This window comes from Shewanella sp. KJ2020 (genome assembly GCF_024197625.1).
Classification (GTDB): Bacteria; Pseudomonadota; Gammaproteobacteria; order Enterobacterales; family Shewanellaceae; genus Shewanella.
In genome coordinates, this window is sequence record NZ_JAKUKD010000028.1 from 92,049 (window position 1) to 106,402 (window position 14,354).

Annotated in this window: 14 protein-coding genes; 4 read left to right on the forward strand and 10 right to left on the reverse strand. The window is 46.0% G+C overall.

Annotated elements, in window-relative coordinates:
- Positions 1–71: 71 nt before the first annotated feature.
- The 8 genes from MJO46_RS15045 to pilB form a co-directional block, all read right to left on the reverse strand.
- Complete coding sequence (locus MJO46_RS15045; protein ID WP_253990008.1) at positions 72–608, reverse strand: thioredoxin family protein; 537 nt, start codon at positions 606–608, stop codon at positions 72–74.
- Between the two features lie 311 nt (positions 609–919).
- Entirely contained in the window at positions 920–1,324 is a 405-nt protein-coding gene (mutT, locus tag MJO46_RS15050; RefSeq protein WP_253990009.1) for an 8-oxo-dGTP diphosphatase MutT, read from the reverse strand.
- Positions 1,325–1,359: 35 nt separating this feature from the next.
- The gene (gene yacG, locus MJO46_RS15055; protein WP_253990010.1) at positions 1,360–1,569 is read right to left on the reverse strand and encodes a DNA gyrase inhibitor YacG; all 210 of its coding nucleotides are present in this window, start codon (positions 1,567–1,569) and stop codon (positions 1,360–1,362) included.
- A 58-nt stretch (positions 1,570–1,627) separates the two neighbouring features.
- Positions 1,628–2,362, reverse strand: a complete 735-nt coding sequence (gene zapD, locus MJO46_RS15060; protein WP_253990011.1) for a cell division protein ZapD — start codon at positions 2,360–2,362, stop codon at positions 1,628–1,630.
- The gene (gene coaE, locus MJO46_RS15065) at positions 2,355–2,972 is read right to left on the reverse strand and encodes a dephospho-CoA kinase (RefSeq protein WP_253990012.1); all 618 of its coding nucleotides are present in this window, start codon (positions 2,970–2,972) and stop codon (positions 2,355–2,357) included. Before coaE ends, zapD begins: the two co-directional genes overlap by 8 nt.
- Before the next feature lie 141 nt (positions 2,973–3,113).
- On the reverse strand, positions 3,114–4,040 hold the full coding sequence (locus tag MJO46_RS15070) for an A24 family peptidase (RefSeq protein ID WP_253990013.1): 927 nt from the start codon (positions 4,038–4,040) through the stop codon (positions 3,114–3,116).
- A gap of 187 nt (positions 4,041–4,227) precedes the next feature.
- Complete coding sequence (locus MJO46_RS15075; RefSeq protein WP_253990014.1) at positions 4,228–5,493, reverse strand: type II secretion system F family protein; 1,266 nt, start codon at positions 5,491–5,493, stop codon at positions 4,228–4,230.
- 184 nt (positions 5,494–5,677) lie between these two features.
- Entirely contained in the window at positions 5,678–7,387 is a 1,710-nt protein-coding gene (gene pilB / locus MJO46_RS15080) for a type IV-A pilus assembly ATPase PilB (protein ID WP_253990015.1), read from the reverse strand.
- Between the two features lie 314 nt (positions 7,388–7,701).
- Here pilB and MJO46_RS15085 point away from each other — a divergent pair, with 314 nt between their 5' ends.
- Positions 7,702–9,060 carry an O-antigen ligase gene (locus MJO46_RS15085; RefSeq protein WP_253990016.1) on the forward strand — a complete coding sequence of 453 codons (1,359 nt, stop codon included), beginning with the start codon at positions 7,702–7,704 and terminating at the stop codon, positions 9,058–9,060.
- A gap of 73 nt (positions 9,061–9,133) precedes the next feature.
- On the opposite strand, the gene MJO46_RS15090 is transcribed toward MJO46_RS15085, so the two are convergent.
- Together MJO46_RS15090 and nadC are read right to left on the reverse strand one after the other, a co-directional pair.
- Positions 9,134–9,559: a prepilin-type N-terminal cleavage/methylation domain-containing protein gene (locus tag MJO46_RS15090; protein WP_253990017.1), complete on the reverse strand. Its 426-nt coding sequence runs from the start codon at positions 9,557–9,559 to the stop codon at positions 9,134–9,136.
- A 961-nt stretch (positions 9,560–10,520) separates the two neighbouring features.
- Complete coding sequence (nadC, locus tag MJO46_RS15095; RefSeq protein ID WP_253990018.1) at positions 10,521–11,402, reverse strand: carboxylating nicotinate-nucleotide diphosphorylase; 882 nt, start codon at positions 11,400–11,402, stop codon at positions 10,521–10,523.
- 241 nt (positions 11,403–11,643) lie between these two features.
- Here nadC and ampD point away from each other — a divergent pair, with 241 nt between their 5' ends.
- The 3 genes from ampD to pdhR all read left to right on the forward strand — a co-directional run bounded on the left by ampD (position 11,644) and on the right by pdhR (position 14,301).
- Entirely contained in the window at positions 11,644–12,204 is a 561-nt protein-coding gene (ampD, locus tag MJO46_RS15100; RefSeq protein ID WP_253990019.1) for a 1,6-anhydro-N-acetylmuramyl-L-alanine amidase AmpD, read from the forward strand.
- A 162-nt stretch (positions 12,205–12,366) separates the two neighbouring features.
- Positions 12,367–13,218, forward strand: a complete 852-nt coding sequence (gene ampE, locus MJO46_RS15105) for a beta-lactamase regulator AmpE (protein ID WP_253990020.1) — start codon at positions 12,367–12,369, stop codon at positions 13,216–13,218.
- A 330-nt stretch (positions 13,219–13,548) separates the two neighbouring features.
- On the forward strand, positions 13,549–14,301 hold the full coding sequence (pdhR, locus tag MJO46_RS15110) for a pyruvate dehydrogenase complex transcriptional repressor PdhR (RefSeq protein ID WP_253990021.1): 753 nt from the start codon (positions 13,549–13,551) through the stop codon (positions 14,299–14,301).
- The last annotated feature ends 53 nt before the right edge of the window (positions 14,302–14,354 follow it).

Sequence of the window (14,354 nt, forward strand, 5' to 3'; positions counted from 1 at the left end):
CGTTACTGCGCAACTGCTAGGACGTTCGCAAGCTCGCTCTAGAATCTAGAAGGATTATATCCCGTCCTGTTTTATTTCAATATATCCGCTAAATCTTGTTCGAGCGATACCGTTGGGCGCTCAACAATGCGGCCAATTTCTTTACCTTGTTGTTGCACGATAAAGGTGGGAATTCGTTTAAACTCGTATTTTGCCGCGAGACCTTCGGGGTCTTGTTTCGCGCGATCAACGCCAATATAAGTCACTTTGATATTGGGGTTGGCTACTTGTTCCATTATGCGGATAAAGCGCGGGGTTTCACGGTGACAGTCTGGGCACCAAGTGCCGATGATCACTATAATTTCCGTGGGTTCGGTAATGTTTTTTAGGGGGGTAATAGCCGCAGTATCCACCTGATAGCTTTTATAACCGTCAGCAAATTCATTGAGTTCTGTGACTAAATGCTGCGCTTCTACTATGCCTGTTAAAATCACTTCTTGTTTCTCCTCACTGCAGGTGGCAATCAAGCCCTGTTGTTGTTCTTCAAATCCACAGCCACCGTTGGCAAATACCTGACAGCTAAAAAATAAGGCTGTAGTGGCGAGTAATGCTTTAACATTATTGTGCATGATATGCCCTCTAAATCGAAGAAAAGAATGGTGAACCTGCATTCAAGCATCAATCCCGATTTTCTAAAAGGCCATTGTTAATTTGCTGTAAGCGGGATCACGTAAAGATAGGCCGCTTCGCTGCTAGGACGCTGCGCTTTGCTAAGGGTTATATACTCTTTCTCGTCATTCCCGCGAAAGCGGGAATCCACTGTAACATCAACATCTTTAGCCTACTTAGTTTTCAAAGACCTTAGATACTTAAAGCTGGATCCCCGCGTGCGCGAGGAAGACGACTTACAAGATAGGGCGAAGCCCGTCCTGTTTTTAATTTAAGCCAGTTCGGCTTTTTCTAAAATTTTGTCTAATATGGGTTTATTTGCATCGGGGAAATCGTAGCTAATAAGATCAGCTTGGTTTACCCACGCAATTTGTTGCCCCTCCAATCCCCGCGCTTCCCCCGAGAAATCGCTGACAGTGTGGATATCGAGCAATACTTGCTTATCGGGATAGTCATAGCTTAAGGCCATAAAAGGCTCACTTGAGGCGACATCGAGTGCCACTTCTTCTTTTAATTCGCGAATTAGGGCCTCTGTGACAGTTTCGCCCGATTCGACTTTACCTCCGGGAAACTCCCACTTCCCCCCTTGATGCAGGTGGTCCGGTCGTTTGGCCAGTAAAATCTGCTGGGCTGAATTGAGAATAATGCCAACGGCAACATGGATACGCTTAGTCATAATAAACTTCTACTGTTAGAGAGGGTTAACCGTGGTTATTCTTTAAAAAAGGTATCGTCATCGAAGCCAAATTCGTCCAAGGCCTCGGGATCGAATTCCGTCTTAACGGGGATAGCATGTTTTTCAGATGCCCAATCTCCGAGATCGATAAGTTTACAGCGTTCACTACAGAAAGGCTTAAATTTGGACTCTGGCTTCCATTCGACTGGCGTTTTGCAAATAGGGCAATTTACAGTTAAAGGCATAATGTGGATCCCGTGATTTACTGCTGGATAACGGATCAATGCGGTTAGTGTAAAGGCTTCAGGCGCAGGTCGCTAGTAAGAAATCGATGGATCTATCGGAGTGGCGTTGCTGATCGAATTGGACAAAGTGGATCGCATAGCGATTTTTATGTCCGCTAATGGTGGGATAACAACCTTGGGCGGCGTCAATTTTAACCCGAACTAAGGATAAAGCCTGGGCACTATCGCCTTGATAAAAACCGGCATGGGCGACAGCGTTATCATATTGTGCGGTGCTGCGGGTCAGTTGTAGCAGTAAGGTGATGGGCGTGAGCAAGGGCTCAAAGTGGGCAATCCAAGTGAGATAATCTTGCTGTCTTTCTTCCCACGGCTTAGACAGCCAAAAATGCAGTTGGGGAAGATCGAAGTTACAACAGGCGCCGGGCATGCCAAAACGTTGCCTCAGTGCGGATAAAAATCTGTCTTGTTTGAGTTGGCTACCACAGCGTTCAGGTTTTTGCAGGGGATCGCGAGCTTGCATGAGGGCGTCAATATAAAAGGCTATTTGCTCATTATCGACATGGTCGAGCTCTTGCCATTTGTAGAGTTGCAGTAGATTTCGTTCAATATCTTTTAAGACTTCATTGCGGTAATCGCAACGTTCCGATAATTCGCACAGGGAAAACAGAGGGTAAAAACATCTATGCTGGTGGTCGTGACTTAGATTGTTACGCAGCTGCTTATCGAGGTATTCGAGCCGTAAATAGCTGCGAATTTTCTCGTTTAATGGCTGTTCGTAAACTAAGTCAGTCATGGGCGTTATTTGTACCGGATAAGTGTAAATAGCGTTGGTGCAATGCTAGCACCTCTCGTTTTAAGGTTGATATCTCTCCCTGATTATCAATAATGTCGTCGGCTCTTGCGAGTTTTTCGCTGCGACTACATTGGCTATTAATGATGTTATTTACTTGAGATGCATCGACATTGTCCCGTTTTACGGTACGACTAATCTGCAAATCCGGTGAAATATCCACCACTAAAGTCCGATTGACTAACCTATCTAACCCATTCTCAAATAGCAAGGGCACAACCATAATTACGTATGGTGAAGTCGCATTTTCTACCTGTTTTTGCATTTCTTGGCGGATCATAGGGTGTAAGAGTTGATTCAACCATTCCCGCTCTGCATCATGGCTAAATATCCTTTGCCTAAGCTTGGCACGATCAAGACTACCCTCAGGGGTTAAAATATCCGCGCCAAAATGCGCCACAATAGCCTTAAGCCCATCCGAACCTGGGGCAACGACGTCCCTGGCAACGATATCTGCGTCGACCAGAGTAATACCTTCGGCGGCAAATAAGTTGGCTACTGTGGTTTTACCACTACCAATGCCACCTGTTAGACCAACAACAAATTTAGACATAACTCTCTCTTAAAAGTTAAGAAGGACGCTGCGCTGCTAGGGCGTCGCTACGCTCCTTCTAGAATCTAGAATCTAGAATCTAGAATCTAGAGCCTAGAATCTAGAGCCTAGAACCTAGAACCTATAAGGACAAAGTCCGCTCTATAGCGTACTTAAATACCAATCCACTATCGGTTGCCCCCATATCACTGCTATCCAACCAGCGGCGGCGATATAGGGGCCAAAGGGAATGGGATTACCAAGTTGATTGCGTTTAGTGACAATCATAGTGATCCCCACAACGGCGCCAACTAAGGATGAAAGCAGGATCACAAGGGGGAGCATTTGCCAGCCGAGCCATGCACCAAATACCGCTAGCAGTTTAAAGTCCCCATAACCCATGCCTTCCTTGCCTGTGAGTAACTTAAATAGCCAGAAAATAGACCATAAACTTAAATAGCCCGCTACAGCACCAATAATCGCATCGGTTGGGCTGGCAAAGGTGTGATTTAAATTGAGCAGCAATCCAAACCAGAGTAATGGCAGGGTTAATTGATCGGGCAGTAGCATTTCATCCAAATCGATACCCGTGAGGGCGATAAGCACAAAAGTTAGGATGCTGGCATAGATAAATTGCCAACTCGGGCCAAAATGCCAGGCCAAGGTCGCCACTAAAAGGCCTGTGATTAATTCAACAATAGGATAACGGCTTGAGATTGGGGCGTGGCAAGCGGCGCATTTGCCCTTAAGCATTAACCAACCTAATACGGGCAGATTATGCCAAGGCTTTATGGCGGTTTTGCACTTAGGGCAGGCAGAGCCCGGCACAACAAGGTTATATTTTTCGGGGTAGCTATCTATGGGTTTATTGAGCTTCTCGATACCGATTTGTGTAACTATATCGGCATGATATTCCTGTAAATATTGATTACATTCCTGTTGCCATTCGCGCTTCATCATCACCGGCAGTCGATGGATAACCACATTTAAAAAGCTGCCAATAGTCGCCGAAAAAATAAAGCTTAAGGTGATGAAAAGCCAAGGGCTCTGTTCAAAAGATTGGCCTAATAAAGTGATAAATTCAGTCATACTCTTACTTATAAGAAGTTATTTATGAGAAGTTGCTTATGTGAAGTTACAAAAAATACGAAAAAAGTAAAATGCTATGCGTACGGAACACTGAGTTCACGGATAACGGAACGCTGCGCTTACCGTAAGGGCAAAGCCCGTTCCGTCAACGGTGAGCCACGCAGTGGCATTCTAAAATCGCAAAGCTCTAGCCTACTACTTTACCTAATTGGAAGATAGGCAGATACATGCCCACAATTAGGCCACCTACGAGTGTGCCAATCACCACCATCATAATGGGCTCAATCAGACTCGATAGGCCATCGACCGCATCATCCACCTGCATCTCATAAATATTGGCGACCTTATTGAGCATATTATCGAGGGAGCCCGATTCTTCGCCTATCATCACCATTTGGATCAGCATATCGGGGAAAAGCCCCGTAGTGCGCATGGCGACGTTCATCTGCATCCCTGCCATTACTTCTTGGCGCACTTTCAGTAGTGCCTTACGGTAGACTGCATTGCCGGATGCACCCGCGGCGGATTCCATGCCATCGATAAGCGGCACCCCAGCCGCAAAGGTAGTAGCTAAGGTACGGGAAAATCGCGCCATAGCGGCTTTATGCAATATCTCGCCGATAACGGGGATTTTAAGCACCAGCTCATCGACCCTGTCCCTAACGGCCTGTGAGTTACGGTGGGCGCGCACAAATAACCAGATGCTGATGGCTATTGCGGCGAAGAAGATATACCAAGAGCTCTGTAAGAAGCGTGAGATACCAATAATCATCTGAGTAAAGGCGGGCAGTTCGGCGCCAAAACCGTTAAAAATCTCCTCAAATTGCGGCACCACAAAGAGTAATAAAAGCGTGGTCACTGCAATAGCTACAATCACAACTGCCGCGGGATAGAACATGGCTTTTTTAATTTTAGATTTTAACTGCTCGGCCTTTTCCCTATAGGTGGCAATACGATCGAATACCGCATCGAGTGAGCCCGAGTGCTCACCCGCCGCGACTAAGTCCACATAGAGATCATCGAAGTAGCGTCTATGGGGACGCAATGCATCCGATAGGGGAATACCCGATTGGATTTCCGAAAGGATAGTGCCTAGGAGTTCGCGCATTTTTAGTTTTTCATGGCCGCGGCCGAGCATTTCTATGGTGGTCACTAGGGGAACACCCGCCGCCAACATAGTGGCAATTTGGCGGGTGACCATAGCAATATCCATAGGTTTAATATCGGGATTATGGGTAAAGAATGGCGCGGATTTTTTACGTACCACCTTAGGGTTAACGCCCTGGGATTTAAGTTGGCTCTTAATTTCGGCAACTGTGGCGCCCTTTAGCTCACCGCCAGTTTTGGCGCCATCGCGGTTTACCCCTTTCCATTCAAAGGTATAAATTTTCGGTTGGCCTTTTTGCTCCGTCTTTTTGGCGCGGGGCTTTTTTACTGTTGTTGCCGTAGCCATAAATAATCCTGTTAGGTTGAAAAGCTAAGAAGGGCGCTGCGCTTACAGAACGGGCAGCGCCCTTACTGTGTTCGGAACGCTGCACTTACAGTATTATAGTATAAAGCTTATTTTAACGTTTTTCGGTGAGCGTAGCGTTCCGTATTCTGTTAGTCAGGCAGTGACGTTCTGTGATCGAGCCTTATTAAAAACTCGTCACTCGATTGACTTCGGCAATACTGGTTACGCCCTGTATCACTTTTAATAAGCCAGATTGGCGCAGATCGCGCATGCCCTGGGCCTTAGCTTGGGTGGCTATTTGCAGCGAGTTGCCGCCTTCCATAATAGTGCGGGCAATTTCATCGGACATTTTCATCACCTCATAAATCCCCACTCGGCCCTTATATCCACCGGAGCAATGCTCGCAGCCAACGGGTTTAAAGCTGGTAAAGCCTTGGGTAATTTGGGGCTCGCTAAAGCCTAAGCGCAGCAATTCATGTTCGGGAATATCCTCGGGCTGTTTACACTCGGGGCAGAGTCTACGGGCGAGGCGCTGGGCGATAATCAGATTGACTGAACTGGCGATATTATAGCCAGGCACACCCATATTGATTAAACGGGTTAAGGTTTCCGCGGCGGAGTTAGTATGTAGGGTCGATAATACTAAGTGTCCCGTTTGCGCCGCTTTAATGGCAATCTCGGCGGTTTCAAGGTCGCGAATCTCCCCCACCATAACCACATCTGGGTCTTGGCGTAAAAAGGAGCGCAGCGCCGAGGCAAAGGTGAGCCCCGCCTTTAAATTAATATGTACTTGGTTAACGCCTTCGAGGTTAATTTCCACCGGATCTTCGGCAGTGGAAATATTGCGCTCTTCGGTGTTGAGGATATTTAACCCAGTATAGAGGGAGACGGTTTTACCCGAACCCGTGGGGCCAGTGACTAAGATCATCCCCTGGGGTTTAGCCAGCATTTCTAGATAGAGTTTCTCTTGATCCGGCTCATAACCAAGCTTCTCAATCCCCAATTGTGCGGAGGAGGAGTCCAAGATCCGCATTACAATTTTTTCACCCCAGAGGGTGGGCAGGGTGCTAACCCGAAAGTCGATGGACTTAGTGCGGGAGAGCTTCATCTTAATCCGGCCATCCTGAGGCACGCGGCGCTCGGCAATATCGAGTTTTGACATCACCTTTAACCGCGCCGATAACCTGCCCGCTAGGCTAATTGGGGGCTCTGACACTTCATGTAAAATGCCATCGATACGAAAACGAATACGATAGCGCTTCTCATAGGGCTCAAAATGTAAGTCCGATGCGCCCTTGCGAATCGCATCGGTTAAGATTTTATTGATATAAATAACAATTGGGGCATCATCACTGCTATCCCCCGTGGGTTCCTCGTTGCGCCTATCGGTATCGGTGATTTCTATCCCCGCCAGCGCCGCCTCATCCATACCGCCTAAATCGAGGCCGGTAATATCCTCTTCGAGGATTTTTTCCAGCGCCTTGGCGAGTTTATCTTCCTCCACCAAAATGGCTTCGGCATGCAGGCCTGCGCTAAATTGAAAATCCTCCAGCGCGGCAATATTGGTGGGGTCTGAGGTGGCGATATATAACCGATTGCCGCGCTTAAACAGCGGCAGGCAGCGGTGCTTTTCAATCAGCTTTTTATTAATAAACTCTTCGGGGATGGCGCTAATATCGAATTCGGCTAAATCCAGCAACGGGGTGCCATATTCCTCATAGCACAGCTCGGCAATGGCGCGGGCCGAGACCAGCTTGCCCAGCACTAAGGTGCTGACTAGGGCTTGTTTCGTTTGACGGGATTTGGTAATGGCATTCGCCATCTGCTCTTCATTCAGCAGTCCTTTACGAATAAAAAGGGTCGACAGTCCCAAGTGAAGGCCCGCAGATGGCATGAAACGCTCCTATCCTTATAAGTTTATTCATAATAACGCTAAAGAACCTATTTGTCATATACAATAAAGTGCCGCGTAATGATAAAAAGTGAGTATCATCAGTGAGGTACATTTTGTGTATAAACAGAGCTTGTTACCGTCGTTCGCTTCTGTTGCTGACTTTTATCATTTGTCTATAAATGAATGTCTTGCAACAAAATGCTATTTAAATTTAATATAATTCAAAATAAAACATATAGTTATACCCTTCAAGCTTGTGTTGTCGCTCGCTCTGATAATTATAGTCACCGATACTATCAATGAGGATATTTAAATTGATATCTGCCCATAGCACTTCTCGAATAGTTTTGATGCTTTTTTTTGTTATATTTTTCATCGGTTCTATTCTTTCTGATTATGTCATTGGCATCTTTGGTGTGAGTAATTCTTACGATCTGAAACGTATACTGGTGATTGCATTTGTTATGGCTACTACGGTGTTTCTTTCGTGTGGAAGATCTGTTCAAGTTGTTATACCTTCCCGTTTTACCTGCGTGACACTGGGTACCATATTGATTTTCGGCATGATATCGGCTTTATATGGTCAGCATCCATTTTGGTCTATGCTCGAGTTAGCTAATTTTTTACTGCTTATCTGTTTGTTTTTTATATTGAGCTCCTGCATTGCCGTAATGGGAAGAGCCGAAGTTTTGCGATACTTTTTTGGTTTTGCGCTCTTTTTTACCTTATGTATTTGTGCAAAGTTTTTGCTATTTCTCCTTTTTCATTTTATTGACGCGAATCGACCCAATATACATTCCCTGCTGTATGGATTTATGAATGTCAGATTTTTCAATCAATTGCAGGTCGTATTGATGCCGTTGCTATGTTTGTCGTTTTATATGGAGGAACTAAAAAAATTCAGATATTGGGCTATGCTAGCATTTAGTTTTTTATGGTTGATATTGCTTCAATCTGAAGCCAGAGGGGCTGTGCTGGCGATTATGGTCTCTGTATCTTTAGTGTATTATTTTTTGCCTATTTCGGCGCGAAAAAATTTTATACGTCCACTATTAACCGCAATTGCTCTGGGAACCGGATTATGGTTAGTGCTGATTGTGATATTACCGCTGTTTATTTTTGACAATGATATTTGGCAGTTAAGGGTAGATAGTTCGGGTCGAATTGCGATGTGGCTGTATATATTGCAGGAAATACCACAGCGCATTTTTATGGGTTACGGCCCTATGGGTTTTGCATGGGCAGAAGGAAAACCACTCTTAAATGCTCACCCACATAATGCTCTATTGCAGTTTCTGTATGAATATGGAATAGGAGTATTTGTGGTTGTAACAGTTTGGTCTGTGCTTAAGTTAACAACCTTGTTTGGAAGGCTTAAACAAACACAAGGGGTTAATCCTAATACAGTGATTGTGTTTGCACTGTGCTCAGCATGGATTTATTCGTTGTTTGATGGAATGATTGTGATGCCATTATCGCAGGCGCTATTGGCGGTATTATTGGCTATCAATTGTCAGAATTATAAGGTTATTACAGTGCATACTCAGTGGCGGATTTTAGCAACGCTCGTAGTTTTATTGCTTGGTACTGTGTTAATTAGCAGCTTTGATCATCCAGAGCTTACTCAATCTATGTATCCCCGATTTTGGCTTACGGGTTTAGTAAAAAATTGATGGTCATTACTCTATTTAGTTGAGATTCAGTTAATAAAAAAGCCCCAATTAAGGGGCTTAGGTAAAGCATAATTTAACTGCCCGTACCTGCGCCTGCCGCGCATTGTGCATCATCAGCACCAGCTCCACTTGAAACCGCAACATAACTTACTGGTCCGTCTTGAGGTATCGTTGCCGTAACTATACATGTACCGTCATCAAACGCTAATGTACTATTGGTGTCCTGGGTTACAGTTCCAGTTAATTCTGTTACTGCGGCGATATCAGCGGTCAAAGAATCACAGCCAATACCTGTTTGAACACAAGCAACCCCTTTTTGGGCAAAACCAGCAACACCTTTCATTGCTGCACCACCGTGAGATGTTGCAATATAATCCCTATATGCAGGTAGTGCGATTGCGGCCAGAATACCGATAATGGCAACAACAATCATTAATTCGATTAAGGTAAAACCTTGAGCTTGCTTATTTAGCCCTTTATTTAAATGAAGACCTTTCATTTTATCTCTCCAGCTTACGTAGTAAGTTACTAATTTGTTTGATATATAACATCGCACTACTAGTGTTTTATCATCTATCTGTCTTGTAGCTATCGTATATCGCCACGTTTTTATGGTTTAACCTAAGCCTCTTTTACAAGCTAACTCTATACGACTGCTATCTATGTAAGTCTAAGCGCTTAGGGCTAATTAGCATGGTTAAAAGATACACCTTTCGGCAACCGTACCTTAAGTTGATCTATCGTTAGGGAAAGCTTACCGCTTTAGCTTCACCTACGATGAACCTTTACCTCCCCCTAAAGCCATTGCTGGACACTTTATCAGTCAATACCCTTAGGGTGACGCATCAAGCATATTTGAGGTCTCATTGTTGTGCCAACTTTCGATTGACATATTTTTGACACTCTCTTTACGCCATCCTTTGCTTCACCTTTGTATCATCCCCTGTATCAGCAGGCTTATACACTTATACATATACAAACGTGCAGATGGCATATGCTTGCCTTTGGTGAGGTTGGCCTATGGCCATCTCGCCTTTGTAAAAGTTAGTACAAAGTTAACTAAAATGAAACAACAATTTTATCGAAAACATGAATAAAATGATTATTTTGTCTAAAGAACTGGCAGCATACAGAATTCTGTTCTAACAAAAATTTGACATAGTCAATATAAGTGCTGCAAGTATGACTATTGCCAATATTTAGTCATTAATTTGTATGAGGAGAAGGATGTTAACGATAACGGATAACGGAACGTTCGCAGGCTCACTCACGGAACGCTGCGCTTACGGAATAAGGTTTACGGATGACGGAACGCTGTACTTACCGTAAGGGCGAAGCCCGTTCCGTTATCTGTGAGTCGCATAGCGACGTTCTGTTATCCTTGTTACATCCGTAAGTCACGTAGTGACATTCCGTAGCCGCAAAGCGGCGTTCCGAGTGCCGTAATCGCAGCGTCCTTTTTAGCCCTTTAACCGCATTGATAGATCGAGTGCGCGAACGTGCTTAGTGAGTGCGCCTACTGAGATATAATCGACGCCGGTTTTGGCAAACTCGGCCAAGGTGTCTAAGGTGACATTGCCCGAGACTTCGAGCTTGGCCCCCGCACCTTTGGCACGATACTGATTGTTAAGCGCAACGGCATCGACCATCATAGTGATATCAAAGTTATCTAACATGATGATATCTGTGCCAGAATCCAATGCTAATGCCAGCTCGCTTAAGGATTCAACCTCAACCTCGACGGGTTTATTGGGATATAGACTGCGGGCGGCATCCACCGCTTGACGGATCCCGCCAGAGGCCATGATGTGGTTTTCCTTAATTAAAAACGCATCATAGAGGCCTATCCGGTGATTTTTGCCGCCGCCACAGGTGACGGCATATTTTTGCGCTGTGCGTAGGCCGGGAATGGTTTTGCGGGTGTCGAGTAGGCGGGTATGGGTGCCTGCTAGTTTATCGACATAGTGCTTAGTTAATGTGGCCACGCCCGATAGGGTTTGAATAAAGTTCATGGCGGTACGTTCGCCAGTGAGAATCGTGCGGGCGGGGCCAGATAATTCACAGAGGACTTGATTGGGTAATACAAGATCACCATCATCGACATGCCAATGTAATGCGACTTCGGCACCTAATTGATTAAAGACTTGTTCCGCCCAAGCTTTGCCGCAGAAAACGCCTTCTTCGCGGGTAATAAGAGTCGCTTCGGCATATTTATCGGCGGGGATCAGCAGGGCGGTGATATCGCCGTAGGCAATGGCTTTGGTATGCTCGTTAATCTCGGTGCCGCCTAGGTCTTCGGCGAGGGCGGTTTTTACGGCGTGGCGAATATCGTTTTCTAACATGATTGGGATCCTTGCACTTGTACGTCGGGCGAGTGGGCATGACTTAAATTGCCTGCTTGCGTATGAAGTAAGGTTATCAAAAAGCTAAGAAGGGCGCTACGTTGCAAGGGCGATGACAGAACGGCGCTTCGCGACTCACAGATAACGGAACGGGCTTCGCCCTTACGGTAGCGAAGCGTGCTGTGAGTGAGCTTGCGAACGTTCTGTTATCTGTAAACCTTTTCTGCTTCAAGGAGTAAACATGAGTTTTGAGTTTGGCTGGTACAGCGGTGCCAGGCGTAGTGAGTCGCCACACTTTAATCAGCGTCCTTTGGGGGAAGTGAGTTTGTTGGTGATCCACAATATCAGCTTACCGGCGGGATGTTTTGGTTTACCTTATATTGATCAATTGTTTAAAGGGTGTTTAGATACCCAAGCCGATGACAGTTTTGCCGATTTAGCTGGGTTGCAGGTTTCGGCGCACTTTTTAATCCGCCGCGATGGTGAATGTGTGCAATATGTGAGCTGTAGTGATAGGGCTTGGCATGCTGGAGTTTCCCGCTATGGTGAACGGGAAAATTGCAACGATTTCTCTATTGGTATTGAGCTTGAGGGGACAGATACTGAGCCTTACGCTGATGCCCAATATGCACGCTTAGTTGAGTTAACGCAGGCATTATTGATTGAATATCCATCATTAAGTGCGGAGCGGATTGTAGGTCATTGTGATATTGCACCTATGCGTAAAACAGATCCCGGCCAAAGCTTTGATTGGAAAAGGTATTTAGAAACGCTGCGCGGCTTACGGATTTCACAGGGATAACAGAACGTCGCTACGCGACTTACGGATAACGGAACGGGCTTCGCCCTTACGGTAAGCGCAGTGTTCTGTGAGTGAGCTTGCGAACGTTCCGTCATCCGTAAACGTTAATCGGTAAGCGCAGCGTTCCGTGATCCGTAACCATTTTTACAAGGAGTACGACCGATGGCATTGTTTTCATTGTTAATTGCTATTTTAGTGGAGCGACTTAAGCTGCTGCCGGCATCGTGGCAATGTGATCGATTATTGCAGTCCTATCAGTCGACATTTTTTGGTGATAAAGCCTCTTTAACAGCGCCTATGGTGGTTCTTGCGTTAATTTTGCCCGCCTTGGTGGTGTACGTTTTATGCTGGTTAGCCTCGGGGATGTTTTGGGGATTGCTGAGTTTAGCTTTGTGGGTGTTAGTCGCTATTATTTGTTTTAACCATCAAAAGCAGCGGGATATCTTTAAAAAATACATGCAGGCGGCGTGTCGCTCCGATGTGCAAGCCTGCTATCACTTTGCGGCGGAGCTTGATTGCAGTGAGTGTTTAGATGCGGTATCTGAGCGGGATTTAGGCGCTAAGGTGGGCCAGAGTGTGGCTTGGATTAACTACCGCTACTACGGCGCTGTGGCGCTGTTTTTGATTTTCTTAGGCCCTGTGGGAGCCATGCTCTATTGCACTGCGCGTTTTTATGCCGAAGAGAATGCGCGCAAGTCTTTGAATTTACCGCTGGTGAGTGATGTGGTTGCCGTTTTAGATTGGTTACCTAGCCGAATATTCGCCTTTGGTTATGCCCTAAGTGGACAGTTTAGTGAAGGGCTGGCGGCGTGGCGCAGTAGTGCGTTAAGTTTCAATACCAGCGCCAGAACTATTGTGGTTGAAACGGCATTGGCGGCGCAGCCTTTACCCGAGGAGTCAACTGCACCTATTTGTGTACAATCAACTTTGGCATTATTAGTATTGAGTAAACGTAACTTTACATTGATAGTGGCGATACTTTCATTGCTGACTATCTTTGGATTGGTGAGTTAACTCCTGATGGATGACAGAACGTCGCTACGCGACTTACGGATAACGGAATGTGCTCCGCCCTTACGGTAAGCTCAGCGTTCCGTGAGTGAGCTTGCGAACGCTCCGTTATCCGTAAACCTTATTCTGTCCTGCTGTTAAATGGTCTGACCCCATTGTGGCGTTTTTCGGCTATGCTCTCACAGCGTGGGTGTGGCTGAAAAAGATCACTGCTTTTGAACAAGATCTCCTTTTTAGGTTGATTTTCAATCTGGACATCAAAAGTCTGATTTGATAAAGTGCGCTCACTCATAAAAATTGGTAAGACCAATTTACAACGGAGCTGAGCGCCTAATGGCCTATAGTAAAATTAATCAGCCAAAAATTTCTGACGTGATCATGGCGCAATTAGAGCGGATGATCCTAGAGGGCAGTTTACAGCCCGGGCAGAAGTTGCCGCCTGAACGCGAGCTGGCTATCCAGTTTGAAGTGTCTCGACCTTCTTTGCGCGAAGCGATTCAAAAGCTTGAGGCGAAAGGGTTATTAATGCGCCGCCAAGGTGGTGGCACTTATGTCAAAGAGCAACTCTGGCAGACTCTTGCCGATCCTATCGTTGAGTTAATGAATGCCGATCCGGAGAGTCAATATGACTTGCTGGAGTTCCGTCATGCTACCGAAGGTATGATGGCCTACTTTGCCGCGCTACGTGGCACAGACGCCGATATGCAAAATATCAAGCGAATGATCCTCGAGGTGGAAGCCGCCACCAGTATCGAACAAAAAGCCGCCGCCATTGTGCGCTTTTACCGTGCCGTTGCCGAAGCGTCACACAACGTGGCTATGTTACACCTCGTACTCAGTTTAACCCCTGTGCTGCATCAAAATGTGGCGCAAAATCTGGAGCTTTTAAGCCGCCGCGAAGAAGCTTCTACTATGGCGAATGATCACAGACGGGCCTTGCTCGCTGCTATCGTTCGCCGTGATCCCGACGCCGCCAGAGAAGCCTCGAATGAACATTTAAGTTACATCGAAGAGGTGATGTTATCTGTGCGGGAAGAAGATAGCCGGTTGCAGCGAAGCTTGCGCCGCTTAAAGAGTGGCGCTTAAGTTTCCGTGATTTAGCCTTAGCTAAGTCGGAATTTGCCGCAAACACCATTCAT

Coding starts and splice junctions, on each gene's coding strand:
- MJO46_RS15045 (WP_253990008.1), bottom strand. CDS start 608: ATGCACAATAATGTTAAAGCATTACTCGCCACTACAGCCTTATTTTTT.
- mutT (WP_253990009.1), bottom strand. CDS start 1,324: ATGACTAAGCGTATCCATGTTGCCGTTGGCATTATTCTCAATTCAGCC.
- yacG (WP_253990010.1), bottom strand. CDS start 1,569: ATGCCTTTAACTGTAAATTGCCCTATTTGCAAAACGCCAGTCGAATGG.
- zapD (WP_253990011.1), bottom strand. CDS start 2,362: ATGACTGACTTAGTTTACGAACAGCCATTAAACGAGAAAATTCGCAGC.
- coaE (WP_253990012.1), bottom strand. CDS start 2,972: ATGTCTAAATTTGTTGTTGGTCTAACAGGTGGCATTGGTAGTGGTAAA.
- MJO46_RS15070 (WP_253990013.1), bottom strand. CDS start 4,040: ATGACTGAATTTATCACTTTATTAGGCCAATCTTTTGAACAGAGCCCT.
- MJO46_RS15075 (WP_253990014.1), bottom strand. CDS start 5,493: ATGGCTACGGCAACAACAGTAAAAAAGCCCCGCGCCAAAAAGACGGAG.
- pilB (WP_253990015.1), bottom strand. CDS start 7,387: ATGCCATCTGCGGGCCTTCACTTGGGACTGTCGACCCTTTTTATTCGT.
- MJO46_RS15090 (WP_253990017.1), bottom strand. CDS start 9,559: ATGAAAGGTCTTCATTTAAATAAAGGGCTAAATAAGCAAGCTCAAGGT.
- nadC (WP_253990018.1), bottom strand. CDS start 11,402: ATGTTAGAAAACGATATTCGCCACGCCGTAAAAACCGCCCTCGCCGAA.
- ampD (WP_253990019.1), top strand. CDS start 11,644: ATGAGTTTTGAGTTTGGCTGGTACAGCGGTGCCAGGCGTAGTGAGTCG.
- ampE (WP_253990020.1), top strand. CDS start 12,367: ATGGCATTGTTTTCATTGTTAATTGCTATTTTAGTGGAGCGACTTAAG.
- pdhR (WP_253990021.1), top strand. CDS start 13,549: ATGGCCTATAGTAAAATTAATCAGCCAAAAATTTCTGACGTGATCATG.